General features: G+C 54.2%; 30 protein-coding genes. 18 read left to right on the top strand and 12 right to left on the bottom strand.

The features are described from left to right. The 7 genes from LWH94_RS07725 to LWH94_RS07755 form a co-directional block, all read left to right on the top strand. The coding region (locus LWH94_RS07725; RefSeq protein ID WP_232901778.1) for an ATP-dependent nuclease at nucleotides 1–1,285 on the top strand (1,285 nt) is incomplete at its 5' end. Then, nucleotides 1,270–2,304: a DNA helicase UvrD gene (locus LWH94_RS07730; protein WP_232901779.1), complete on the top strand. Its 1,035-nt coding sequence runs from the start codon at nucleotides 1,270–1,272 to the stop codon at nucleotides 2,302–2,304. The genes LWH94_RS07725 and LWH94_RS07730, both read left to right, overlap by 16 nt. Nucleotides 2,305–2,467: 163 nt before the next feature. Then, nucleotides 2,468–3,466 (top strand): hypothetical protein, encoded by a 999-nt coding sequence (locus LWH94_RS07735; protein ID WP_232901780.1) that lies wholly within the window; start codon nucleotides 2,468–2,470, stop codon nucleotides 3,464–3,466. Between the two features lie 27 nt (nucleotides 3,467–3,493). After that, nucleotides 3,494–3,664 carry a hypothetical protein gene (locus tag LWH94_RS07740; RefSeq protein WP_232901781.1) on the top strand — a complete coding sequence of 57 codons (171 nt, stop codon included), beginning with the start codon at nucleotides 3,494–3,496 and terminating at the stop codon, nucleotides 3,662–3,664. An 80-nt stretch (nucleotides 3,665–3,744) separates the two neighbouring features. After that, nucleotides 3,745–4,203, top strand: coding sequence for a hypothetical protein (locus LWH94_RS07745; RefSeq protein ID WP_232901782.1), 459 nt, complete (start codon nucleotides 3,745–3,747; stop codon nucleotides 4,201–4,203). A gap of 161 nt (nucleotides 4,204–4,364) precedes the next feature. Beyond that, nucleotides 4,365–4,637 carry a CopG family ribbon-helix-helix protein gene (locus LWH94_RS07750; RefSeq protein WP_022989998.1) on the top strand — a complete coding sequence of 91 codons (273 nt, stop codon included), beginning with the start codon at nucleotides 4,365–4,367 and terminating at the stop codon, nucleotides 4,635–4,637. Continuing rightward, a complete protein-coding gene (locus LWH94_RS07755) occupies nucleotides 4,634–4,915 on the top strand; it encodes a type II toxin-antitoxin system RelE/ParE family toxin (RefSeq protein ID WP_023012028.1) in 282 nt (93 codons plus the stop codon). The genes LWH94_RS07750 and LWH94_RS07755 overlap by 4 nt, the downstream gene beginning before the upstream one ends. Before the next feature lie 83 nt (nucleotides 4,916–4,998). Here the strand turns inward: LWH94_RS07755 and LWH94_RS07760 are convergent, their stop codons facing one another. The 6 genes from LWH94_RS07760 to LWH94_RS07785 all read right to left on the bottom strand — a co-directional run bounded on the left by LWH94_RS07760 (nucleotide 4,999) and on the right by LWH94_RS07785 (nucleotide 6,904). Further along, on the bottom strand, nucleotides 4,999–5,271 hold the full coding sequence (locus LWH94_RS07760; RefSeq protein ID WP_054641814.1) for a BrnA antitoxin family protein: 273 nt from the start codon (nucleotides 5,269–5,271) through the stop codon (nucleotides 4,999–5,001). Continuing rightward, complete coding sequence (locus tag LWH94_RS07765) at nucleotides 5,246–5,557, bottom strand: BrnT family toxin (protein ID WP_106693228.1); 312 nt, start codon at nucleotides 5,555–5,557, stop codon at nucleotides 5,246–5,248. Before LWH94_RS07765 ends, LWH94_RS07760 begins: the two co-directional genes overlap by 26 nt. A 117-nt stretch (nucleotides 5,558–5,674) precedes the next feature. After that, nucleotides 5,675–6,076, bottom strand: coding sequence for a type II toxin-antitoxin system VapC family toxin (vapC, locus tag LWH94_RS07770; RefSeq protein WP_232901783.1), 402 nt, complete (start codon nucleotides 6,074–6,076; stop codon nucleotides 5,675–5,677). Continuing rightward, the gene (locus LWH94_RS07775) at nucleotides 6,073–6,267 is read right to left on the bottom strand and encodes a type II toxin-antitoxin system VapB family antitoxin (RefSeq protein ID WP_232901784.1); all 195 of its coding nucleotides are present in this window, start codon (nucleotides 6,265–6,267) and stop codon (nucleotides 6,073–6,075) included. Before LWH94_RS07775 ends, vapC begins: the two co-directional genes overlap by 4 nt. A 134-nt stretch (nucleotides 6,268–6,401) precedes the next feature. Then, entirely contained in the window at nucleotides 6,402–6,656 is a 255-nt protein-coding gene (locus LWH94_RS07780) for a Txe/YoeB family addiction module toxin (RefSeq protein WP_232901785.1), read from the bottom strand. After that, a complete protein-coding gene (locus tag LWH94_RS07785; protein WP_127329600.1) occupies nucleotides 6,653–6,904 on the bottom strand; it encodes a type II toxin-antitoxin system Phd/YefM family antitoxin in 252 nt (83 codons plus the stop codon). Before LWH94_RS07785 ends, LWH94_RS07780 begins: the two co-directional genes overlap by 4 nt. Nucleotides 6,905–7,136: 232 nt before the next feature. Between LWH94_RS07785 and LWH94_RS07790 the strand changes: the two genes are divergently transcribed. The 6 genes from LWH94_RS07790 to ahpF all read left to right on the top strand — a co-directional run bounded on the left by LWH94_RS07790 (nucleotide 7,137) and on the right by ahpF (nucleotide 11,183). Beyond that, nucleotides 7,137–7,280 carry a hypothetical protein gene (locus tag LWH94_RS07790; protein WP_232901786.1) on the top strand — a complete coding sequence of 48 codons (144 nt, stop codon included), beginning with the start codon at nucleotides 7,137–7,139 and terminating at the stop codon, nucleotides 7,278–7,280. A 6-nt stretch (nucleotides 7,281–7,286) separates the two neighbouring features. Beyond that, nucleotides 7,287–7,664 (top strand): YeeE/YedE thiosulfate transporter family protein, encoded by a 378-nt coding sequence (locus LWH94_RS07795; protein ID WP_232901787.1) that lies wholly within the window; start codon nucleotides 7,287–7,289, stop codon nucleotides 7,662–7,664. Beyond that, nucleotides 7,592–8,170, top strand: a complete 579-nt coding sequence (locus tag LWH94_RS07800; RefSeq protein ID WP_232901788.1) for a YeeE/YedE thiosulfate transporter family protein — start codon at nucleotides 7,592–7,594, stop codon at nucleotides 8,168–8,170. Before LWH94_RS07795 ends, LWH94_RS07800 begins: the two co-directional genes overlap by 73 nt. Before the next feature lies 1 nt (nucleotide 8,171). Then, the gene (yedF, locus tag LWH94_RS07805) at nucleotides 8,172–8,411 is read left to right on the top strand and encodes a sulfurtransferase-like selenium metabolism protein YedF (RefSeq protein ID WP_173637056.1); all 240 of its coding nucleotides are present in this window, start codon (nucleotides 8,172–8,174) and stop codon (nucleotides 8,409–8,411) included. 271 nt (nucleotides 8,412–8,682) lie between these two features. Continuing rightward, nucleotides 8,683–9,246: an alkyl hydroperoxide reductase subunit C gene (gene ahpC, locus LWH94_RS07810; RefSeq protein WP_232901789.1), complete on the top strand. Its 564-nt coding sequence runs from the start codon at nucleotides 8,683–8,685 to the stop codon at nucleotides 9,244–9,246. Between the two features lie 371 nt (nucleotides 9,247–9,617). Further along, complete coding sequence (ahpF, locus tag LWH94_RS07815; RefSeq protein WP_094624800.1) at nucleotides 9,618–11,183, top strand: alkyl hydroperoxide reductase subunit F; 1,566 nt, start codon at nucleotides 9,618–9,620, stop codon at nucleotides 11,181–11,183. 79 nt (nucleotides 11,184–11,262) lie between these two features. On the opposite strand, the gene LWH94_RS07820 is transcribed toward ahpF, so the two are convergent. After that, nucleotides 11,263–11,934 carry a transglutaminase-like domain-containing protein gene (locus LWH94_RS07820; protein ID WP_232901790.1) on the bottom strand — a complete coding sequence of 224 codons (672 nt, stop codon included), beginning with the start codon at nucleotides 11,932–11,934 and terminating at the stop codon, nucleotides 11,263–11,265. Nucleotides 11,935–12,096: 162 nt separating this feature from the next. On the opposite strand from LWH94_RS07820, the gene LWH94_RS07825 reads away from it, so the two are divergent. Together LWH94_RS07825 and LWH94_RS07830 are read left to right on the top strand one after the other, a co-directional pair. Continuing rightward, nucleotides 12,097–12,639: a YgjV family protein gene (locus tag LWH94_RS07825; RefSeq protein ID WP_232901791.1), complete on the top strand. Its 543-nt coding sequence runs from the start codon at nucleotides 12,097–12,099 to the stop codon at nucleotides 12,637–12,639. A gap of 145 nt (nucleotides 12,640–12,784) precedes the next feature. Further along, nucleotides 12,785–14,311 (top strand): flavin-containing monooxygenase, encoded by a 1,527-nt coding sequence (locus tag LWH94_RS07830; RefSeq protein WP_232901792.1) that lies wholly within the window; start codon nucleotides 12,785–12,787, stop codon nucleotides 14,309–14,311. 1 nt (nucleotide 14,312) lies between these two features. Here LWH94_RS07830 and mltF read toward each other — a convergent pair whose 3' ends face one another. After that, entirely contained in the window at nucleotides 14,313–15,683 is a 1,371-nt protein-coding gene (gene mltF, locus LWH94_RS07835) for a membrane-bound lytic murein transglycosylase MltF (protein ID WP_232901793.1), read from the bottom strand. Between the two features lie 191 nt (nucleotides 15,684–15,874). Between mltF and LWH94_RS07840 the strand changes: the two genes are divergently transcribed. Continuing rightward, the gene (locus LWH94_RS07840; protein ID WP_442914975.1) at nucleotides 15,875–17,182 is read left to right on the top strand and encodes a hypothetical protein; all 1,308 of its coding nucleotides are present in this window, start codon (nucleotides 15,875–15,877) and stop codon (nucleotides 17,180–17,182) included. On the opposite strand, the gene LWH94_RS07845 is transcribed toward LWH94_RS07840, so the two are convergent. Beyond that, nucleotides 17,157–17,996, bottom strand: coding sequence for a TlpA disulfide reductase family protein (locus LWH94_RS07845; RefSeq protein WP_232901795.1), 840 nt, complete (start codon nucleotides 17,994–17,996; stop codon nucleotides 17,157–17,159). The genes LWH94_RS07840 and LWH94_RS07845 overlap by 26 nt on opposite strands. Nucleotides 17,997–18,340: 344 nt before the next feature. On the opposite strand from LWH94_RS07845, the gene LWH94_RS07850 reads away from it, so the two are divergent. Continuing rightward, nucleotides 18,341–19,672 (top strand): DEAD/DEAH box helicase, encoded by a 1,332-nt coding sequence (locus LWH94_RS07850; RefSeq protein WP_232901796.1) that lies wholly within the window; start codon nucleotides 18,341–18,343, stop codon nucleotides 19,670–19,672. 118 nt (nucleotides 19,673–19,790) lie between these two features. Here the strand turns inward: LWH94_RS07850 and LWH94_RS07855 are convergent, their stop codons facing one another. Together LWH94_RS07855 and LWH94_RS07860 are read right to left on the bottom strand one after the other, a co-directional pair. Next, nucleotides 19,791–20,549 carry an OmpW/AlkL family protein gene (locus LWH94_RS07855; RefSeq protein WP_232901797.1) on the bottom strand — a complete coding sequence of 253 codons (759 nt, stop codon included), beginning with the start codon at nucleotides 20,547–20,549 and terminating at the stop codon, nucleotides 19,791–19,793. 158 nt (nucleotides 20,550–20,707) lie between these two features. Further along, on the bottom strand, nucleotides 20,708–21,172 hold the full coding sequence (locus LWH94_RS07860; protein WP_094624807.1) for a winged helix-turn-helix transcriptional regulator: 465 nt from the start codon (nucleotides 21,170–21,172) through the stop codon (nucleotides 20,708–20,710). Nucleotides 21,173–21,261: 89 nt separating this feature from the next. Here LWH94_RS07860 and LWH94_RS07865 point away from each other — a divergent pair, with 89 nt between their 5' ends. Beyond that, on the top strand, nucleotides 21,262–22,374 hold the full coding sequence (locus LWH94_RS07865; RefSeq protein ID WP_232901798.1) for an NADH:flavin oxidoreductase: 1,113 nt from the start codon (nucleotides 21,262–21,264) through the stop codon (nucleotides 22,372–22,374). A 39-nt stretch (nucleotides 22,375–22,413) separates the two neighbouring features. On the opposite strand, the gene LWH94_RS07870 is transcribed toward LWH94_RS07865, so the two are convergent. After that, on the bottom strand, nucleotides 22,414–23,055 hold the full coding sequence (locus LWH94_RS07870; protein ID WP_232901799.1) for a TetR family transcriptional regulator: 642 nt from the start codon (nucleotides 23,053–23,055) through the stop codon (nucleotides 22,414–22,416). Nucleotides 23,056–23,257: the final 202 nt, after the last annotated feature.

Consider the following 23,257-nt stretch of genomic DNA (forward strand, 5'->3'; position numbering starts at 1 on the left):
GAGTAATCCGGATTTATATGGAAAACATAACACTGATGGCTTAAATGCAAGTGGCTTACATTTGGTTTGCGAGCCAAATGAAGAGTTATCAGAGGAGATAAATCAGGTTATCAAATCAGGTGAAGAGAATTTTCCCTATGAATTTTATATTGCAAAGTTTTTTACTTTTAATGGTGAGGCTTATTCAGGGTATCGTCAATTCTTAAAAACATTAACTATCGATAGTTCAAAGATAAATAGTGAATATGCAAATAGGGAATATATTAAAACAATCTATGAGTCATCAATAGACTATCCAACTAGAATATCTTTAAAGAACGAATATAGGCAACAAAAAATTCAGTTTAGAGAAGAACACCTGAAAACGGTAAATGATTCACTCGGTGAATACGATTTCAGTGTGCGTTCAGGTTCAAAATCAAACCTAGAAACCGATATCACGCTAACGCAAAACGAAATACCAATTGATGAGCGCGGAAAGGGTCAGCAGTGTTTTATAAAGACGGAATTTGCTCTTGCTAAAAAAACGGACAAGAAGAACATAGATATTCTTCTACTAGAAGAACCAGAAAATCACCTCAGCCACTTAAACATGAAGCGTTTGATCAATAAAATTTCTGCTTCACACCAAAATCAGATTATCCTTGCTACACACAACAGTTTGGTTAGCACACGCCTTGATCTAAGGAAATCCATACTTATTAACAGTTCAAGTGAAACGCCAATAAAACTAAAGGATGTTTCCGAACCAACTGCAAAGTTCTTTATGAAAGCACCAGACAACAACATTCTTGAGTTCGTCCTATCTGAAAAGGTTATTTTAGTAGAAGGTGATGCTGAGTATATCTTGATGGACTCTCTTTATGCTAATGAAACTAAAAGGAGCCTTGAACAAGATTGTATTCATGTTATTTCAGTTGGTGGAACAAGCTTCAAAAGATACATGGAGTTAGGAAAAGTATTAAGTATAAAAACGGCAGTAATACGAGATAATGATAAAGATTACCAAAAAAACTGCGTCGAAAACTACAAAGACTTCACTTCTGACAATATTAAGATTTTTTCTGATCAAGATAATTCTCGCTACACGTTTGAAGTATGCATACACGCAGATAATGAAAAATTATGTAATGAATTATTTTCCGGAGGCAACATAAAAAAAGCCCCCCTTGATTTTATGTTGGATAATAAGTCTGAATGTTCTTTTCGACTGGCAGATAAAAAATCAGATAAGCTAATCACACCGGAATATATTAAGCAGGCAATTACATGGATAAACGAGTAGTTTTTGCTGTTGCAGGGTCGGGAAAGACAACAAGCATTCTTGATAGAGTGGAAAATGATAGTAAGTATCTTATTATCACTTACACAGATAACAACACACGACACTTAAAAAGCAAAATAATCCAGAAGCTTGGTAAAATACCCGATGGAGTACGGGTCTATAGCTACTTTACGTTTCTATATTCATTTTGCTATAGGCCACTTTGTGATTATGAAATAAAATGTAAAGGTATAAATTTTACCCAACCAATTCCGAAGTATGCCCAAAGAACGAAAAAAAATACTTGGGATCATTATTTCGATAAAAATCGACGGCTTTTCTCAAGCCGAATCGCAAAATTACTTATTGAATTCAATGTTATTCCAGAAGTTCTGGAAAGGATTGAAGCATTTTTCGAAGCTGTGTTCATCGATGAAATCCAAGATTTCGCAGCAAATGATTTCAACTTAGTTTGCCAACTTGCAGAAGCTAACGTAGAAATAAAGCTCGTCGGAGACTTTTTTCAACACACTTTTGATACAAGTCGAGATGGCAACACTCAAAAAAACCTTCATAATTCGTTTAATACATACTGCCAAAAATTGAGTAGCGCAGGATATACTGTTGACCTTGAGTCACTATCTCACAGCTATAGATGTAGCCCTACCATCTGCTCATTCGTCGAGAATAATATAGGAATATCAATTAAATCTCATCGTGATGATACTATGGAATTAAAGTTATTAGAGGACCAAGAAGCAATCGAACAGGTTTTCTACAACGACTCAGTAGTAAAGTTATTTTACCAGAACAGCAAAGCATATCCTGGAAATACAGAAAATTGGGGAAATACTAAGGGGCTTGATCATTACCGAGATGTCTGTGTTGTTCTAAACTCTAATTCATTCAAAGCATATGAAACTGGCCAACTCTCCTCTCTGGCCGCAACAACAAAAAATAAACTTTATGTTGCATGTACAAGGGCAAAGGGAAATCTATATTTTTTATCAGAAAAAAAATTAAAAAGCTACAAACAGTAAAGCGTTTTAAACATCGTTTGAATGTTCATCACCGAGTAAGTGCCGTATAACAAGTAAATCCAGGTGACGCCTACGGCGCACCTGATTTAGGCCTTAGGAATCCGTGTTCTCCATAAATAGAGGGCTCCTCATATAATTAGGGTTCTATCATCAGAGAATAAGTATGAAAAAAATAGTCATAATTCTGCTGTTGCTTATTATTCCCACATATTCCTTAGCTATTGAAGGAGAAGGTACGATAATAGATGGGGTAATGGGTCATCTTGAAAGCAAAAGAAGTGATGCCCGTGAGTGTCTGAGAGTCCAGCTGGAAGAAGACCCAAAAGATAGAAAAATTATAGAAGTCAATGTAAGAGAGATACATAATTTAAATTGTGGCGGTGACCCGAATACCGCTCCTAGGTATGGATTTTATCAAGTAAATAAAATGACAGGGTTGCTTTCCGAAATGGATATAGCAACAGCCGAATATAAGCCAATTAAAATAATAAATTTGGCTGGAAGTTCTGCTGATACAGTTAAATCAAATGGGCTTCACGATCAAGAAGGTTTTACTCTATCTATAGCAACGATATTGGCAAGATTGTTAGACCCTATTAGCTTTATTATTGTGTTATTTATTTCATTATTCTCGCGAAAAAAATGGTTTATTCCAGTCGTTGCGGTAGCTGGAGCCACTGTAACAGAGACCTTGTTAACATCGACCCAAGTAACCAGGAGCTGGGGTCAAGGAATTGTACTTGGGGTTGTTGCTAGTGGAATTCATGCAGTAATCTGTCATTATTTAATTCAACGATTCAATAAGCGTAAATTGAAAATATCTGATAACAGGGGTGAATTGGATATTGATCATGATCTAGAGAATGTTGATCCTACTTATCTGGAATCGTTTGCTAAAGTTTATCGTATCGTTGGTCTGGCTATTGTCATTGCTTTTGTGATTTGGGGTGTAAATTATGAGTGGAGCTATAGTAGTAGTCCATTCGAGAGTTTGATTAGTGCTTTTGGCGCGAGTTATCGACGCGAAGGCCTTTACTCGCTTATTTTGGCATCTTTTTTCTTCGTGACTGGTTGCTATTTTAGGCTAGCTATAGGTGCTTTTTTTGTATCGGCGATATTAAAGGCATGGAATATTTTGAAATCGATTTTTAATAAAATTTAAAGCCGCAAAATTAAAAAGGGAGGTGGCATGCAGTTAAAAGAAGCCAAAAATTTAAACGAAAAGAACCAAGAGCCAGATTGTCAGCATACTAACTTAAGCAAAGAGTATTATCTAGGTTCAGCAACTGGTGATTATGTGTGTACTAATTGCGGAAAATCAGGCCATGGCCGAGAGTGGGTTGATAATAAAAAATCCTAACAAGTGGCAGCAGTCGGAACGTTTTTCCGCTCCTTCGTCGCTCCAAAACGTCCGCTGTGCCAAGCGTTAAGTGCAAAATCATGGAATACGATTACCGGAAGATCATCAAAGAAGGCTCATCGGACGTTACTTCCGTCAAAGGAAGAAGGCTTGATTCAGCGTTGGCCCACGTCGTTGCAGATGAGATAAATGTCGTTCATCTCTGTTTCGATGGCATATGGTATTCCGTCCACGGGCTAGTTGGTTCCGAGGTAATGGGCTTCAAAAGGCGTGAACGGCAATTTCAGGAGGAAATTATCAATGAAGGTAGCGTTGTATGCAGGCTACCAATTCTGGATCAGTTTGTCGGTTTAGAGGTTGCTGAAGTACGGCATATTGGCGAAGCCTGGAATGGTCATGGGTTTGAGCTAAGTTTCAAGGGTGTTCCAGACAAGACATTAATACTGCAATCGATCTACACGGGGTCTGAGCCAGAAGAATTTAGTGATTGCATGAGGATTGGCGTTGGGAATTACATCTATCAGGTTCCCAGCACTTAACAAGGCGCATCAATACGCGGCCGGTGGCCGCCGGACGCCCTTTTCATTGCGGCTGCGCCTCCATTACAAGGGCGCCGTTGTGCGCTGGCGTTAAATTTTTTGCCGCACCCTCGTAGACTATGTTGTAATACATTGTAGTAGCCAAACTCGAGGGTATAGTCATGAGCGTCACCACGGTTCGCCTTCAAGCAGAAGTTGAACAGCACCTGGAAGCAATTGCTGGCAGGTTGCACCGGAGCAAAGGTTGGGTAATTAACCAAGCATTATCGGAGTACATAGAAAAGCAGCAGCTGGAGCAAGAGCGCTGGAAACAGACCTTAGAAGCAATGGAGTCCGCTGCACAAGGCAAGGTTGTTGATGCCCGCGAGGTTCACAGCTGGCTTAATAGTTGGGGAACCGACAACGAGCAGGATGCACCGAGGTCAGGTAAGTGAAACTGGTTTACACGGACGAAGCCATTGAAGATTTACAGCGCCTCAGGGAGTTCATTGCAGTCCACAATCCATCGGCGGCAGCCCGGATCGCCACCGAACTGGTTGGCAAAATCGAATTGCTTCCTGATTTTCCCAAGATGGGCACACCAGTTGAAATGGCACCGGTGCCTGACTCTGTTCGAGATATGGTTTTCGGGAAATATGTCGTTCGATATTCGCTCCATCCCAGTGCCATCATCATTCTCCGGGTATGGCATGGCCTTGAAGGTGAGCGGTAGTAATTTAACCAGGCGCGTCACTCGGATGCCTTTGTCTCCGCTGCGCTGCGACAAAGCCACCGGTGCGCTTCAGCGTTAGCACCTCAGGTCCGACGGCTGTCGTTCACATCATCTGCAAGCCAAGCCTTGATCAGCGATTGATAAGGCATGTCCCGCTTGTTGGCTTCGATTTTGATCCGATCAAGCAGCGTTTCCGGCAACCGGAGTGAGATGGTCTTGGTTGAGGGTTTCAGCTTCGGGAAAGATGCCGGCTTGGCCTGGCTCCAGTCCAGATAATCGGTAGAATCGTGGGTTTCCCAGAATTCCCGTTCTTCTGCTTCAGTTTTGAACTCAGGCATCTTTTTTGGTTTGCTCATAAACGGCCCTCTCTTTTCGGTGCATGTCGCGAGCGGAAATCACCCGAATCAGTGTACCGTTCTGCCTTAGTGTGAACGTGATGTGGAGTAATCTCTCATCATCAGTTTCACCAAGGGCATGAAAACGGGCCTCGGTCTGGCTGTGTTTGGAGTCTTCCAGCACCAGAAGCGGCTCATTAAAGAAAATTTCTTCCGCTTCAGACTGGTTTACGCCGTGTTTCTCCGCATTCTTGCGGGAGTTACCTTCGTCCCAGTCAAAGCCAGTAACTTGTGCCCAATTGATCATGAACGTATATTATCAGCATATACGCAGGGGTCAACAAGTGCTAACCAAGGCAGGCACGGCGACACCCACTACATTGCGGCTTCGCCTCCATTCCGTAGCCGCGCATGCAGGCTGGCGTTATGTTTCTCTCAGGGCAGGCTCAAGCCCAAGGTGATCAACAAAAGGGATAAAGTCGCGATCCAGGAACAACAGGGGTAGCTCCTTCTCTATGCAAAATGTCGCGATGATCACATCGGCAGTCTTTCTGATCGTGATGCCCTTTTTACGAAGCGCTCGATAATTGTCGGCACACTTGGCTGCCATATCTTTGCCAAACATTTCATATTGATCCAGCGCCATCAGGCTTTGTTTGGTCTGACGATATTGTTTGTCGTTGCGGATGCCTTGCAGGATTTCCAGAAATATGAGGTCCCCGATAGCGACAGATCCTTGGACTATCGAGGCATCCAACAGGTCAGTATGTGGGTTAGTGAATCCGTTGAAATAGTCAATCCAGACGCTGGTATCCACCAGTATCATCCGACGCTCCGCATTTCATTCAGGTCGCCTTCCCACTTGACCTTGCCGCGCAGTTTTCGAATTTCCTGCTGCTTACTCAACTGGACCAGAAGTTTCAGGCCTTGCTCAACGGCCTCTTTCTTGGTTTCGCAGCCGGAAGCTTTGAGGGCTTCGGCCATCAACTGGTCGTCAATGACAATGTTCGTTCTCACGGTGCACCTATGTGTATGGTTTTCGGTTTCTATACACAATCTAGCACTTCAGGGAAAACATAACAATCGGCTGCACAGCGACCAGTTTTGTGCTGCTCCGCGGCTCCCAACCAGCGCATGAGCCGGGCGTGAACTCAGTAGTGATACCGGAGTTGGGCGATTAGCAAAGCGTCATCCGTGACTTTGTAAACTATTCGGTGTTCGTCGTTGATCCGGCGAGACCAGTAACCGGCGAGGCTGTGTTTGAGGGGCTCTGGTTTGCCAACACCTTCGAACGGTTCTCGCTTGGTCTCTTTTATCAGCTTGTTGATTCGGTTAAGAATCTTTTTGTCGGTTTTCTGCCAGTACAGATAGTCTTCCCAGGCGTTCTCGGAGAAGATGAGTTTCATTCAAGAAGTTCCTTTTCCTGACCACCGCCTTGCTCCAGCTCCGCAACGGATTCCAGCAAACGCCGTGCGTTTTTTGGTGCGCGCAGAAGGTATGCCGTTTCTTGCAGCGCCTCGTAGTCTTCCAGAGAGATCATTACCACTGACGGCGACTTGCTCCGGGTGATGATTACAGGGGAATGGTCTTCACAGACCTGCTCCATGGTTTTTGCTAGATTGGTTCTGGCGGCGGTATAGCTAATGGCATCCATAAGGCTGCTCCTGTACAGAATGTTGAACATGGTCAGGATATCGTACGCCAAAGGATTTAACAATCGGCTGCAGAGCGCCGATGTTCCAGCGCTGCGCGGCTCCGTAACCTTTCGAGCAAAGCTGTCGTAGCTAATCAGTCGTATCCTAGTAGAATGCTCGCCAATCAAGCCCAAGACCAAAAGGACTTCCGCTTCATGTTTCAATCCGTCTTCCAGCGCCACTGGAACCCCTATGTTGTGCTCATCGTCGCAGGCGCTGCTCAGCGCACTGTACTTCGGCCTGACCTCCACGGTCTGGGCGGTCACCGGTGAATTTACCCGGCTTGGGGGCGAGATCCTGCAGGTGTTCGGGGTGGATGTGTCCGGGTGGGAGTAATACCAGATGGTCAAGCTGGACGGTTCCACATGGACCCGCCCGGATGGCTGGATTGTCTGGGGTATGTTTATCGGGGCGCTGATGATGGTGCTGCTGAGTAACAGCTTCAAGGTTCGATTGCCGCAACAGAAGCGCCGTTATGTGCAGGGCTTTGTCGGCGGCATTATTGCCGGTTTTGGTGCCCGCCTGGCGCTGGGGTGCAACCTGGCGGCCTTCTTTACCGGGGTGCCGGTAAACCTTCCGTTGCCAAAACTCGGGTTATCCAGCCTTATGTTGGTGGCGCTATTGCCCTCGTTTATCTGGGCTTTGTGGTGTACCTGTTCTCTACCGGGCAGAAGCTGCTCGGCCTGGGTGCGCTGTTTGGCCTGGCTTTCGGTGTGCTGATCGAGCGCGGCCAGATCTGCTTTACCTCCGCCTTCCGGGATCTGTTCCTGGTCGGGCGCAGCCTGATGACCAAGGCCATCATTATCGGGATGGCGGCCAGTTCGGTGATCACCTTCGTCGTCATTTCTGTCTATGACATGACGCCCATCACCCAGATTGCGGCGCTCAGCACCCTGGTGGGTGGTGTCTTATTCGGCCTGGGTATTGTAATGGCCTCGGGTTGTGAAACCGGCATGATGTACCGGCTGATGGAAGGTCAGGTGCTGTTCCTGCCGGTATTTGCCGGCAACGTGATCGGTGCTACGGTACTGGCCTATGGCTGGGATAACCTCGGCATCTATGATGTGCTGGTGCAAGGTGGTGACAAGGTCAACCTGATCGCCACACTGGGCCCCGCTGGCGCGATTCTCAGTACTCTCGCCATGCTGGGCATCCTGTACGCCCTGACCGTGTACCGGGAAAAGAGCTACCACCGCAATTTCGAGTTGAAAAGGGGCATTGCATAATATGGAAGCCATGAAAGAGGCAGACTTCACGCTGGATCTGCGGGGCGAATCCTGCCCCTATCCGGTGATTTATACCCTGGAAGCGCTGGAAGGCATGAACAAGGGCGAGCTGTTGCAGGTGATCACCGATTGCCCGGGTTCTTTCCGCAATGTGCCGGAAGAGGCCATCGCCCACGGTTATACCTTTGCCCAGGATCCGGTGAAGAACGGGCAAGAGTATCTTTTTTACATTTACGCCTAGTGAATCCGGGGGTTACTGCCGCCATCAAACCGTCACCGGAACAACACATACTGGTTTTCCACAGGATTGAAACGGCGGGGCGAGGCCCCATATCTGGTTAGGCATCGGGATAACGCCGTACCGCTGCGGGCCGAGAGGCAGGGTTTTATCAGGATAGGCTCAGCCTATCCCCAGGTTGGAAATAATCAATTTTTACCGAATTGGCAAAAGCAGTATTCTTTGCACCGATCCTTAGCCATCAACCCAAACTATCAACAGGAGCTATTCTGAGATGGGTATTATCAACAGCGAAATCAAACCGTTCAACGCTACCGCATTCAAGCAGGGCGAGTTTGTAGAAATCTCCGAAGCAGACGTTAAAGGCAAGTGGTCTGTATTCTTCTTCTACCCGGCTGACTTCACCTTCGTTTGCCCGACCGAGCTGGGCGACGTAGCTGACAAGTACGAAGAGCTGCAGAAGCTGGGCGTTGAAGTGTTCTCCGTGTCTACCGACACTCACTTCACCCACAAAGCATGGCACGATACTTCCGACACCATCGGCAAGATCCAGTACTACATGGTAGGCGACCAGACCGGCACCATCACCAACAACTTCGGTGTTATGCGTGAAGGCCAGGGCCTGGCAGACCGTGCTACTTTCCTGATCGATCCGGATGGCGTTATCCAGGCCATGGAAATCACTGCTGAAGGCATCGGCCGTGATGCAGACGACCTGCTGCGCAAGGTTAAAGCTGCCCAGTACGTTCGCAACCATCCTGGCGAAGTTTGCCCGGCCAAGTGGAAAGAAGGCGAAGAAACACTGGCTCCGTCTCTGGACCTGGTTGGCAAGATCTAAGTTTTTCTGCCATAGAAAAACTGACTGGAAAGAGGTCTGTCCGCAGGCCTCGATCCTCCGAAAACCCCGGCCCTGCCGGGGTTTTTGCGTTGTGGTGTCCGCAAAACCCGCAATCTTGCCACCGGTCATGCCCTGGGCTTCCGATATCGTCTACTGTTGAAGTGAAGCTTGGGGTATTCGAGCGGCTGTGGTGGCCGGGGTTCAGAGTGGGGATGGGTTAACGCGCATACTATAGCTCTGCCCTATTAATCGTTTTGCATCAATTAATTTGAGCTTTGTATTGCAGGGCCGTATCGTACACACAACTTCTTTTAACGATTCACTTTGAATTCAGCCACTTGGCTACGACAGACATCAAGGAGACCCCCTAAATGTTGGATGCAAACATCAAGCAACAACTCCAAGCGTACATGGAAAAGCTGCAGCAGCCGATCGAGCTGGTGGCAGCCTATGACGACAGCAAGAAGTCCCAGGAGCTGAAAGAGCTGCTGGAAGAACTGGAGCCGATGTCCTCCAAGATCAGCCTGCGCACGGAAGAATCAACCGACGTGCGTCGCCCGTCTTTCGCGATCAACCGGATTGGTTCCGATGTTGGCGTACGTTTCGCCGGTATCCCCATGGGTCACGAGTTCACCTCACTGGTACTGGCGCTGCTGCAGGTAGGCGGTCACCCGTCCAAGGCGTCACAGGAGCTGATCGAGCAGATCCAGGAGCTGGACGGCGAGTTCGAGTTCGAAACCTACTTCTCCCTGTCCTGCCAGAACTGCCCGGACGTGGTACAGGCCCTGAACCTGATGAGCGTGCTGAACCCGAAGGTGAAGCACACCTCCATCGACGGCGCCCTGTTCCAGGACGAAGTCGAGCAGCGTGAAGTGATGGCGGTGCCGAGTGTGTACCTGAACGGCCAGCCCTGGGGCCAGGGCAGGATGACGCTGGAAGAAATCGTAGCCAAGCTGGACACCAACTCCGCCGAGAAAGAGGCCGAGAAGCTGAACCAGAAAGATGACTTTGAAGTTCTGGTCATCGGTGGTGGCCCGGCTGGCGCTGCGGCGGCTATCTACGCGGCCCGTAAGGGAATCTCCACCGGTATTGCGGCCGAGCGTTTCGGTGGCCAGGTGAGTGACACCATGGGTATCGAAAACCTGATTTCCGTGCCTTACACCGAAGGCCCGAAGCTGGTCTCCGCCATGGAGCAGCACGTTAACGAATATGAAGTCGACATCATGAACATGCAGCGCGCCGAGAAGCTGATTCCGGCAGCGCAGCCGGGCGGCCTGCACGAAGTGAAGCTGGCCAATGGTGCTTCTTTGAAGTCCCGTACCCTCATTCTGTCCACCGGTGCCCGCTGGCGCCAGATGGGTGTGCCGGGTGAAGAAGAGTACCGTAACAAGGGCGTGGCCTACTGCCCGCACTGCGACGGCCCGCTGTTCAAAGGCAAGCGCGTGGCGGTAATCGGTGGCGGTAACTCCGGCGTGGAAGCTGCCATCGACCTGGCCGGTATTGTTGGCCACGTTACCCTGATCGAGTTTGGCGACCAGATGCGTGCAGACGAAGTGCTGCAGAAGAAACTGCGCAGCCTGGACAACGTGAAGATCATCACTTCTGGCCAGACCACCGAGGTAGTGGGCGAGAACGGCCGGGTAAGCGGCCTGAACTATACCGACCGCACCACCGGCGAGGCGCACCACATCGAGCTGGAAGGTATCTTCGTCCAGATCGGCCTGGTGCCGAACACCGAGTGGTTGAAGGGTGATATCGAGCTGAGCCAGCACGGCGAGATCATCGTCAACGACCGTAACGAAACATCCATTCCGGGTGTGTTCGCGGCCGGCGATGCCACCACGGTGCCCTACAAGCAGATCGTGATCTCTATGGGCGAAGGTGCCAAGGCTTCCCTGAGTGCCTTTGACTTCCTGATCCGCAACTCTGCGCAGTAAGTTTACCCAAGCCTGACAGCCTCAGGCTGACCCCTGAAACCGGTATCTGCGGGATGTGGATACCGGTTTTTTTATGGGCTTACGAGCCGCCCGCCATGTCCTGCTCCAGGCTACCGCTTACCGGGCCAGCCCCGCCCTGCGGGTTGAACAGGTGGCCGTAGGCCGCCCGCAGGCCTTCCAGAATAAAGTCAAAGGGCACGTCGTCGAACACGCCGTGGTCGTTGATGTATTCCATATGGGCGTGGCCATCCTCGGTGAACTCCTGGAACACTGAGTCGTTCACGCCGTCGAACTCCAGCGGGTCTACCTTCATCATCTGGCACAGCTGCTGGTTGAATGCTGGCGTGGCCTTCACCCAGCGGCCGTTCAGGTACAGCTCGATAAACCCGTGCATGCGAAACACATCCGACTGCAGCCATTCAATCAGCTTGGGGCTGGACAGGTGGTTGCGTACATCGGCCAGGCCCAGGCGGCTGGGGATGCCCAGGGCCCGCGCGGCCGCGCCCAGAAGAACGGCTTTGGGGATGCAGTAGGTTTCGCCGGATTCCAGGGCATAGCTGGCGGACAGGGTGTGGGGCTCCGCCCGGAACACATAGGGGTTGTACTGGATGCCGTCGCGCACCGCCAGGTACAGCGCCTTCATTTGCTCTACCGGGTCATCCGGAACACCGGCCAGCTGCTCCTGGAGCCAGGCGCTAACTGCGGGATGGTTGTAGTCGAAGAAGGGCGTGGCTTTGAGGTAATTGTCCATGTCCGGATTCCAGGGTGTGCGCGTGATTGAACGATGATGGCCTGATTAGCAAACTAAGGGCAATGGCATTTTGTACCAAAGGTATTGCTCGCAGGCACCACCAACTGCGTGGTTCAGCGCCGGCAAATATGGCAGTCTGGTGGTTTTGACGACGAGGGCGCGATGGCAGATCTGATCGCAGGCATGACATTGGCACAACTGCTTGGCCAGCTGGCGGGCCTGGTGGCCCTGGCTTTCTGTATTGCCGGCTTTGCCAACAAGAATGACGACCGGCTGATGGTGCTGCTGATCTCTGCCAATGTCGCCTTCGCCCTGATGTTTGCCTTCTTCCAGAGCTGGACCGCTGCCGCCCTGACGGTGTTGGTCATCCTGCGTATCGCCCTGGCGCGCCGTTACCAGGGCAACTGGAAAATCATGGCCGGCATACTCGCCGTGAATCTGCTGGTGGCCTGGGCCACCTGGAAAACCGCCACCGATGTATTCCCGCTGACCGCCGCCACCCTGGGCACCGTGGGTATGTTCATGCTCAGGGGGATACCGCTTCGCATTGTGCTGGGCCTCGCCGCCCTGGCGTGGATGCTCAACAACATCGTGATCGGTTCGGTGGGCGGCATTCTGGCCGAGGGCATGGTGCTGGTTACCAACATCATTACCATTGTCCGGCTGTATCGGTTGCAGAAAAAGTACCCGGGGTTAAAGCCGTGAGACAAGCAGGTTCCGGCCGGAAGTGTGCGGGTGGTTTGGCCCTGTATACGGCTTCATGGGGGTTGTCAGGCCAATTGCATAGGCCGCTTGCGGACGTAACGTGGGCGTTATTCAACAAGAAAGATAACTCCCGGGAGACCTCCGCATGAACCAACAACACTACGATGTCCTGATCATCGGTGCCGGGGTATCCGGCATCGGCATGGCCTGCCATCTGAAACGGGAATGCCCCGGCAAGCGCTTTGCCATCCTGGAGCGCCGCCAGGCCATGGGCGGTACCTGGGACCTGTTCCGCTATCCCGGCATCCGTTCGGATTCTGACATGTTCACCTTCGGCTATAACTTCCGGCCCTGGACTGGCGGCAAAGTGCTGGCCGATGGCGCATCCATCAAGCGTTATGTGGCGGAAACCGCGAAGGAAAACGATGTCGAAAAGCACATCCGGTACAGCGTGGCGGTAAAGAACGCCGAATGGTCCAGCGCAGATAAGTGCTGGACAGTGACCGCCGAGAATGAGCAGACCGGCGACCAGGAAACCTACACCGCTAACTTCCTGGTGGGTTGTACCGGTTACTACAACTATGACCAGGGCTACAAACCGGATTTCCCCGGCGAGAGCGACTTCAAGGGCCAGGTTGTGCACCCGCAGCACTGGCCGGAGAACCTGGACTACACCGGCAAGAAAGTGGTGGTGATCGGCAGTGGCGCCACGGCCATTACCCTGGTGCCCACCATGGCGGAGAAAGCGGCCCATGTCACCATGCTGCAGCGCTCGCCCACGTACCTGATGCCGCTGCCGTCAACCGATAAAATCACCCTGGCCATGCAGAAAGTACTGCCGGCCAGGACCGCCTACCGGCTGACCCGGGCCCGGAACATTTCCATTTCCCGGTTTTTGTTCGAGCGCTCCCGCAAGAGCCCGAAAGCCATGCGTCGCCTGTTCCTGTCGATCATCAAACGCCAGCTTAACGGTAAGGCTGACATGCGCCACTTCAGCCCTGACTACAACCCCTGGGACCAGCGCCTGTGTGTGGTGAAAGACGGCGACCTGTTCGAGGCCATCAAGGCGGGCAGCGCGTCGATCAAAACCGATCACATCGAGCGCTTTACCGAAACCGGTATTCGCCTGAAATCCGGCGAGGAACTGGAAGCAGACATCATCGTTCCGGCCACCGGCCTGGATATCCAGATGCTGGGTGGCATCAAGCCCCGGGTAGACGGACGGGAGGTGGTGCTCAAAGACAAGGTGATCTACAAGAACGTGATGGTGGAAGGGGTGCCCAACGCCGGCATGATCTTCGGCTACACCAACATCTCCTGGACCCTGAAAGCGGATATCGCCAGCGAGTACCTGTGCCGGCTGATCAACCATATGGATCGCAAGGGTTATGAGGTGGCGGTGCCCCGGGACACCGAAAACAGCCGTGGTGACGAAACCATTCTGGGTTCGCTGGACGCCGGCTACATCAAGCGTGCAGAAGACCGGCTGCCCCGCCAGGGCACCCATGGCCCCTGGAAGGCCTCGCAGGATTACCTCACCGATGTGAAGATCCTGCGCTTCGAGCCCATCGAAGATGGCTACCTGGAATTCGACGGCCAACGCAGCCTGGCCGGACAGTCCCAGAGTACCGGTTTCCTGCGGCCCCTGCGCTCGGCCCTGTTCGGCTCCTGAGTTACTGGAACGCTGGCCGGATAATGTCCCGGTAGTTGCGGATACGCTGCACGTAGTGCACCGGTTCGTAACCCCGGGCGTAGCCATAGCGGGTGCTGGGGTAGTAGCGTTTGTCGGCTTTCAGGGGCAGTACTTTCTCCATGTCTTCCCAGGAATCCGGGTTCTTGCCCAGGTCCCGGGCCAATTGCCGGGCATCCAGCAGGTGGCCGCGGCCGATGTTATAGCTGGCCAGGGCCAGGAAGGTGCGGTCCGGCTCCGGGATGGTTTCCGGCAGGCGGCGATGGCGGTCGGCCAGGTAGCGGGCACCGCCGTCAATGGAAGCAACCGGGTCCAGCCGGTTGGTCACGCCCAGGGATTTTGCGGTATTCAGGGTCAGCATCATGATGCCCCGCACGCCGGTGGGCGACCTGGCTTTCGGGTTCCAGTGGGATTCCTGGTAGGAAAGCGCTGCCAGCAGGTCAGCCGGTATGCCGGTTTTCTGCTCGGCTGCCCGGAACAGGTCGATGTAGTTCGGCAGCCGGTCTTCAATCCGCCGGTTCAGGGCCCGCAAGTCGACAAAGTCGAAGTCGCCGATATAGGCGTAGTAGAGGTTTTCCATCCGGCCCAGGGCTTCGTCACCTTCCTTGCTGTTCATCCACTCCCGGGCGTCTGCTGCCAACTCGTCTGAGCCGGCAGGCAGGTACCAGCCCAGGTTACGTCCTTCGGTCAGGTTCATGGCCACTTCCAGGTGCGGGAAGTGCCGGCGCATCACCTGCACAATGTTGGAGTCTGCCACGGTGCAGCCCACATTCCTGTCTGCCACTTCAGCCAGGATCACTTCGGTAGTGCGCTCGCTGTCTTCCCGGAATTCAATCTCCGGATGCTGTCCGGCCAGTTCGTTCAGTGTGTCCACATAGCTAGACCCGGCGGTGACTGCAATATCAATTCCCTGAATGTCTTCAGGTTTGCGGGGCAGGGGGCGATCGTCACGGTGGCAGACCAGTTGCTCGGTGATCTCGGTGTGGGCCGGCCCCGGAGTGAACAGCTCGTTGCGGCTGTGCAGGTGGGTCAGGCCGGAGGCCGCCAGGTGGGTAGTGCCGGCTTCCAGGGCGGCGAGCACATCGGCGGTGGAGTCCAGCATGGTCCACTCCACCTCCCAGCCACGGGCCTGGGCGTAGTCGGAGACCAGGGCGTATTCGGGGCCGACAGGGTTCTCGTGCCGGTCAAGGTAATAGGTGGTCGAGCCGTTTCGGGTGGCGACCTTCAGAATACCGGTTTCCGAGGGCGGCTTGAGCCCGGTGCTTTGGGCGGGCGTTTCCTGCTGCTCGCTGCACCCGCCCAGCATCATTAAAACGGCGGACAGGCCGAGGGTGAATTTCCATCCGGACTGCATGATGGATCATCCTTTTTTCTTATGTCGTGAATTTATATAGATCTTACTCTCTGTTAAAACTACGCACCGATCAACCCTGTGGATTTCCTCCCCGGCATAGCTCAGGGCTGTGTTATCACAAATGCTGATAGGCAAGGGCCCTTAGCATCCTTACGATAATGGCTTTCCGTTGTTCGAATAAGGACACCACCTTGCCTACCGGATTGCGTTCGGCCTTTGCCTACCTTGCCCTGACTGCGGCGGTGCTTTCGCTGCTGCCCGGTATGCCGTTGCTGGGTGCGGCGGCGGCTGGTATGGCGATACTTCTGGGCTGGCAGGACATGCGTAACGTGCCCCGTGCGGTGTTTGTGGTGGCCCTGGCCATGCTGATCTTCGCGCTGGGCTACGACCCGGCGCTGATCGTAACCGCCGCCGGTAACATGACCCGCCTGGCGGGCCTGATGCTGGCGGTGATGCTGTTGTCGAACGTGCTGGCCCGCACACAGGACCTGCAACAGATTTCTTCCAGCCTGTTTGGCGGCAAACCGCTGACCCGTTATCTGAGCCTGGCCTTCGGTACCTCGCTGGTATCCATTCCCCTGAACTTTGGTTCGGTCGCTGTGGTGGGCAGCCTGGTGGGGGAGCGTATCCGTCGCAATGGCGATTCCGAATCTACCCGCAATGCCACGCGAGCTGTTTTGCGGGGGTTCGGCGTGGCACCCTCGTTCTCGCCCCTGTCTATCTCGGTGGTGCTCACCCTGACTTTGTTGCCCCAGGTGAGCCTGTTGTCACTGTTGTCCCTGGCCGTGCCGTTTTCTGTGCTGATGCTGCTGGCGGGATTACGCTGGCGTGAACCGGAACCATTGGAAAACACCGAGCAGGGCGGTACTGGTGCCGGCGCGGGCAGTTGGCTGCGATTTGGTGGCCTGATTCTGGCGGTGTGTGTGGGTGTACTCTGGCTCAGCCATCAGTTCGGGCTGAGCTATGCCCATGCGGTGGCTCTGAGCTGCCTGGGGGCGGTGCTGTTGTACCGGGTTCTGGGATGGCTGCGAGGGCAAAATCCGCCCATGACCAGCATGGCCAATGTCAGCAACGAACTGGCCATTGTGGGTGGTTCGGCCTTTATCGGGGCGGTGCTCAGCGGCGTGGTACTGGGCCAGATCAGTGGTCAGCCGGAATTGCCGGTGTGGCTCTGGGCCCTGCTGGCCGCTGGTGTGCCCTGGGCGTTCTTTGCCGCCGGGCTGGCGGGTATGAACCCCATTATTATTGCCACCCTGGTGGGCGGCATTCTGGGTTCCCTGTGGCCAACCGCGGCCCAGCTGGGCCTGGCGATTGCCATGGTTACCGGCTGGGGTATTACTGCCTTCGGCACACCCTTTGCGGCCAACGCCCTGATCATGGAACGGCTGACCGGATACCGGGCCCGGGATGCCTCCTTCCGCTGGAGTCTGCCGTTGTCTCTGTGCGGTTTGGGCGCGGCCAGCCTTCTGGGCTTCAGTCTGACCCTGTGGCTGGCCTGAGGTAAGCCGGGTCGAAGCGTTCGAGGCTCCGGGCCAGGCTGGCGCGGGACAGTTCGCCCATGTGGGTATCCACAAGGTGGCCCTGGGCGTTATAGAACAGGGTGGTTGGCAAGCCGTGGCTGCCGACTACCCGGCCAAACCGGTTCTGCCTGTCGCTGAGTACGTGGCTCAGGTTCAGGTTCTGTTCCATCAGGAACTTGCGGATGGTTTCCGGGTGCTCGCCCTGGTTGGCGAAGACAAAGTTCACGTTCGGATAACGCTTCTGGGCTTCTTCCAGCACTGGCATCTCGCGGATGCAGGGCGGGCACCAGGTGGCCCAGAGATTCACCACCGTGGGCTTGTCACCGGCCAGGCTGGCCAGGTCTACCGGGCGCTCGTTCAGGTCGGTCAGGGCGACTTCCGGCAGGCCCTGGGTTTGCTGGTTCATCAGGGCGATCAGGCCACTGATGCCGCCCCAGGTAATCAGCCCGGCGGCGACGGCCGAGCCCAGTGCCCGGCGCATGGCGGCCCGTTTCCACATCAGGTAACCGGTGAACGCCAGGGCAACAACCAGGCCGGTCACCATATCGAAACCGCCGTCGCGGATGTCGATCATGCCCAGCCAGTCGCCCTGATACTCGCCAAAATACCGCACCACAAAGCCGATTCGGGCACTGACCATGGCGACCAGGAAGATATCGGCCAGCGTGCCGGCGACCGGGGTTTTCTCTTTACGGCCAGTCAGGGCGCCTACAATCAGGGCGACCACAAAGGCCAGCACCAGAAGCAGGTGCCCGATGGACAGGCTGAGGGGGCCAACGCCTACGCTGAGCATGGAATCTCCGGAATCCAGTGGGTTTTTATTGGCATACGGCGGCTAGTGACCGGAGACATTCATGGGAGTTCCATGTTTTTGCATAAATGAAAGCCTGCTAATAAAAACCACCTATAGCTATTTGCCGGGTGCTCTGTTACCGTGCCTGCATCCTGCCTCTAGGGATTCCGCAGTTTCCGGCCAACGGCCGCTTTGCGAACCATCCATACGACCTGTCAGAGGACGTCACCCCGAACCCGGCGCGTGACCGTAGTCGTCTTTTATTCCATGACTTTCATGGCATCTGCCCGCATTCGCCGACGACGGTGTTCGTGGAGGCAGAATCAATCAAGAGTACACCGTATATGAGTTTTTCTTCCCTCGGTTTGTCCGAGCAGCTGGTCCGTGCCACCGCCGATCAGGGTTATGAAACCCCGTCTCCCATTCAGCTGCAGGCGATTCCTGCCGTTTTGTCTGGCAAAGACGTAATGGCCGCGGCCCAGACCGGCACCGGTAAAACCGCTGGTTTTACCCTGCCTTTGTTGCAGCGCCTGGCGGAAAACCCCCGCACCGGCAAAGGCCCCCGCGCCCTGATTCTCACGCCTACCCGTGAGCTGGCCGCGCAGGTACACGACAGCGTGAACCTGTACAGCAAATACGTTCCCACCAAGGCCGCCGTGGTTTTCGGTGGTGTAAAGATCAACCCGCAGATGATGAAGCTGCGCAAGGGCCTGGACGTACTGGTGGCAACACCGGGCCGTTTGATGGACCTGTACCAGCAGAACGCTGTGCGCTTCAACGAAGTGGAAATCCTGGTACTGGACGAAGCCGACCGCATGCTGGATATGGGCTTTATCCGCGACATCCGCAAGATCCTTGCGTTGCTGCCGGCCAAGCGCCAGAACCTGCTGTTCTCTGCCACCTTCTCCAACGAGATCCGCACCCTGGCCCAGGGCCTGCTGGATAATCCGGTACAGGTGGAAGTGGCTGCCCGCAACACCACCGCCGAGAAAGTGAAGCAGTCGGTATACCCGGTTGACCAGAGCCAGAAGACCGCGCTGCTGAGCAAGCTGGTGCGTGACAACGCCTGGGACCAGGTGCTGGTATTCACCCGCACCAAGCACGGCGCCAACCGCCTGACCCAGAAGCTGGAAAAAGACGGCATCACCGCCGCCGCCATTCACGGCAACAAGTCACAGGGTGCCCGTACCCGTGCGCTGGCCGACTTCAAGGCTGGCGAAGTCCGTGTGCTGGTAGCCACTGATATCGCTGCCCGTGGCCTGGACATCAAACAGCTGCCGCAGGTAGTGAACTTTGAACTGCCGAACGTGCCGGAAGACTACGTGCACCGCATCGGCCGTACCGGCCGCGCCGGCGAAAGTGGCCATGCGTTGTCGCTGGTGAGTGCCGATGAAGGCAAACTGCTGGCGGGCATCGAAAAGCTGATCAAGAAGCAGCTGCCGCGCAAGGAAGTGGAAGGCTTCGAGCCGAAAAACAACCTGCCGCTGAAGCCCAAGGCCAAAGCAGACCCGAGCAAGGCGCGGAATCGTCGCCCTCAGGGTGGCAATGGTAAGAGCTTTGGCCCGAAGCCGGCTGGTCGTAGCGGCGGTCGTGGCCGTGGTGGTCAGGGCGAAGGACAAGGTCGAGGCCAGGGGCAGGGCAGAACTGGCCGCCCGGCCCAGCGCCAGAGCGCGTGATCTGATCCGGTTTTCCGGACAATAAAAAAAGCGGGGCTGAAGAGTCCCGCTTTTTTGTGTTCTGAGAGTGGTTCCTGCGGCAGCTCCGTGAGGCGCGTGCTGCCGGGGAGACTCCGGATCAGAACTTGTAGGTGAAACCTACCATGTAGACCATGGGGTCGATTTCGACTTCGGTAGTTGCCTCAGCGACTTTGGTGTCACCAGCGTAAGCCGATACCGTTGCATCGGTGTTGATATCAGCCCACCAGATGGCGGCGTTCAGACCGAACTGCTCGCTCAGCATGTAATCCATGCCCAGCTCCACAGCTACGCCGAAACTATCGTCCAGATCAAGCTTTGTGTCAGTCACCGTGCCGATAGCCGTGCCGTAGGCAGCGTTGGCAGTTTGATCCACATAACCAGTCAATGTTGAGTTGGTTTTCTCTTCAAAGAAAGTCGTGTAGTTAACACCAACACCAGCGTATGGCTGGAATTTGGAACTGCTCGGCATTGGGAAATACTGCAGGGTAATGGTTGGTGGCAGATGTTTGGTTTCACCTAACTTACCGGCACCAGACAGTGAGCTCTCCCCTTTAATATCATGTTTGAAAGGAGTTGCGCCTAATACACCCAAACCCAGACTATCGGTAAACATGTAAGTAGCACGAATACCCAGCTGAGTATTCGCATCAACGCCAACTTCAGTTCCAGCAAGCAGGTCCTGATTGCCATCAAGCGGGCCAAATCCGGTTACCAACAGCGGGTCACTGGAATCATCCGGCGCCACATGCACAACACCCGCACGCAGAACAAAGTCGCCAGCTTCAAAGGCCTGAGCAGCCGGCGCAACAGCCATCACGGCCGCAGCCAGAACACCGAGTTTGAAAGTACGAGACATAGCCATTTCCTCACTTATTAAAAGTCGATGGAGTGAGGGTAATCGCTGGGGAAAGGGAAAACTTGATTTAAGACAATTAAGGACGCCACCCCGGCAGGCTTCGGCGGCACGGTTGACCCAACTCAAAAAAACGGAGGCGCTTCGGACACTTCGTATAGTCAGCCCTGGTTGCTGGCCTTCTCCAGGTCTTCCGCCACCAACACATCCCGGATGCTCAAGGGTTCGCCTTTGGCGTTCTGAACCGTCACGGCCTGGATAGGCTGGCCACTCTCCCGGTCACGAAGATCCAGCGGCTGGCCGTCTGGCGCCGGATTCCATTTGTCGCCCCACTGGCGCAGGGCTACCACCACCGGAAACAGGTCCCGGCCTTTTTCGGTCAGGCGGTATTCAAAGCGGGAGCCGTGCTCGCCCACGTCTTCCTTGCGCAGCACTTCGTTATCCACCAGCTTGGCCAGGCGGTCGCACAGGATGTTCTTGGCGATGCCCAGCTGCTGCTGGAAGTCCACAAACCGTCGGGTGCCGTACATTGCATGCAGCACAATCAGCAGGGACCACCAGTCGCCCACTTCATTGAGGGCGCGGGCGACGGAGCAACTGGAATCATCAAAACGTTTTCTGGCCATGTAAGGGAGTGTACCCAATAGGGTTGCATTTTGAAACCGGATTGAATAGGGTTGCTTTACGAAACCAAATTAATGAGGTTGCACATCACATGAGTATGAATCTTGGTCCTTTGTTTGAGCCGTTTGAACTTCACAACCTCAAGCTGCGCAATCGCGTAGCCATGGCTCCGATGACCCGCAATTTCTCACCCAACGGCGTACCGGGTCAGGATGTGGTCGATTACTATCGTCGCCGTGCCGAAGCCGGCGTCGGCCTGATCATCACCGAAGGCACGGTAGTGAATCACGCCGCTGCCAACGGTTACCCGAACGTGCCGGCCTTCTATGGTGACGAAGCCCTGGCGGGCTGGAAGCAGGTGGTTGATGCCGTGCACGAAGCCGGCGGCGCCATCTTCCCGCAGCTGTGGCACGTGGGCGCGGTGCGCAAAGAAGGTATCGAGCCGGATCCGTCTGTTCCCGGTTACAGCCCTTCAGGCCTGTTTGCCCCGGGCAAGCCCAACGGCAAGGCGATGAGCAAGGAAGACATCCAGGATGTGATCAAAGCCTTCGGCGATGCCGCCCAGGATGCCAAGGCCCTCGGTTTTGACGGCGTGGAAATCCACGGTGCCCATGGTTACCTGCTGGACCAGTTCCTGTGGGAAGGCACCAACCAGCGTGACGACGAATACGGCGGCAGCATGGAAAACCGCCTGCGCTTTGTGGTGGAAATCGTCGAAGAAGTCCGCCATCGCGTAGGCCCGGATTACCCGATTATGCTGCGTTTCTCCCAGTGGAAGCAGCAAGCCTATGAAGCGAAACTGGTCGACAGCCCGGAACAACTGGAACAGTTCCTGAAGCCGCTGGCGGATGCCGGTGTGGATATCTTCCACGCCTCCACCCGCCGCTTCTGGGAACCGGAATTTGAAGGTTCCAACCTGAACCTGGCCGGCTGGACCCAGAAACTCACCGGCAAGCCGACCATGTCTGTTGGCAGCGTAGGCCTGACCGAAGACTTCATCAGCGGCACCTTCGCCAGCAAAAAAGAAGCCGTGGAACAGTCAGGCATCGACGAGCTGGTTGAGCGCATGACCAACGGCGAATTCGAACTCATTGCCGTCGGCCGCGCCCTGCTGCAAGACCCGGAATGGCTGGTGAAAGTGAAAGAAGGCCGATTGAACGAAGTGGAAGCCTTCGCCAAGAAATCCCTGGCCAAGCTTTACTGATCGAACTACTCCTTCGATCCTGCTTGCCGCGGTGCCTGCTCAGGCCCCGCGGCTTTTTTGTGCCTGCAGCGCCAGGAGATTCTCCACCTCAACCCCCTCCAGCAGCGCACCCCGGAACTGCCGGTTGATAAACCGCTCTGTCTCCACCTGAATCCGCTCCCGCTGCTCCGGCTTTTCAATGTAGTCCATGGCCCGGAACAGAATGTAGCGAATGGTCATGTGGGAAACCTCATGCACCACAGCGGCCTCCACACCCGGTACCAGGCCCCGATCCAGAATATCCTCCGCCATCTCCCGGGCACTGGCATCCAGCTGCGCTTCCAAAGCCCGGCGCAACACCGGCGACGGCCCGTGCAGCTCACGAACAGCCACGGTGGTGGCAGCCGGATTGGCGAGGAAGTAGCGGTACACAAAAGTGACGGTATCGTGTGACGCCTGCTCGGAAGAATCCGCCATCTGCCGCAGCTGCCGCACCCCGGTTTTCATATCCTCGGCGATATACCCCAGCACCTGCAGCCCGAATTCATCCAGGCTTTTGAAGTGCCGGTAAAACGTATTCGGATTCAACCCCGCCTCACGAGCCAGCTCCCGCAGCCCCAACGACGTCAGGCTCCGCGTTTCGGTAATCAACCGCAGAGCGGCCTGAACCAGTTTCAGTTTTCCGCCGGCCAGTGTTTGCATCTGTTCCTCTTACGTCGGGAGTTAGTCCGCTCTGGTGGAGCTTTCGAAAACCGCTGTAAATACGTCCCTGTACGCTTGCTTTCCGCCATCCATGGCTCCAAGCATTTTCGAAAGCTCCACCAGAGCGGACTCTCGAACATTGGCGTATGGATTCCTTCCAAACAGTTCAATCTGGGAGACGGCTATCACAATAGTTTAACGG

The organism is Marinobacter sp. G11 (genome assembly GCF_021282325.1).
GTDB classification, from domain to species: Bacteria; Pseudomonadota; Gammaproteobacteria; order Pseudomonadales; family Oleiphilaceae; genus Marinobacter; species Marinobacter vinifirmus.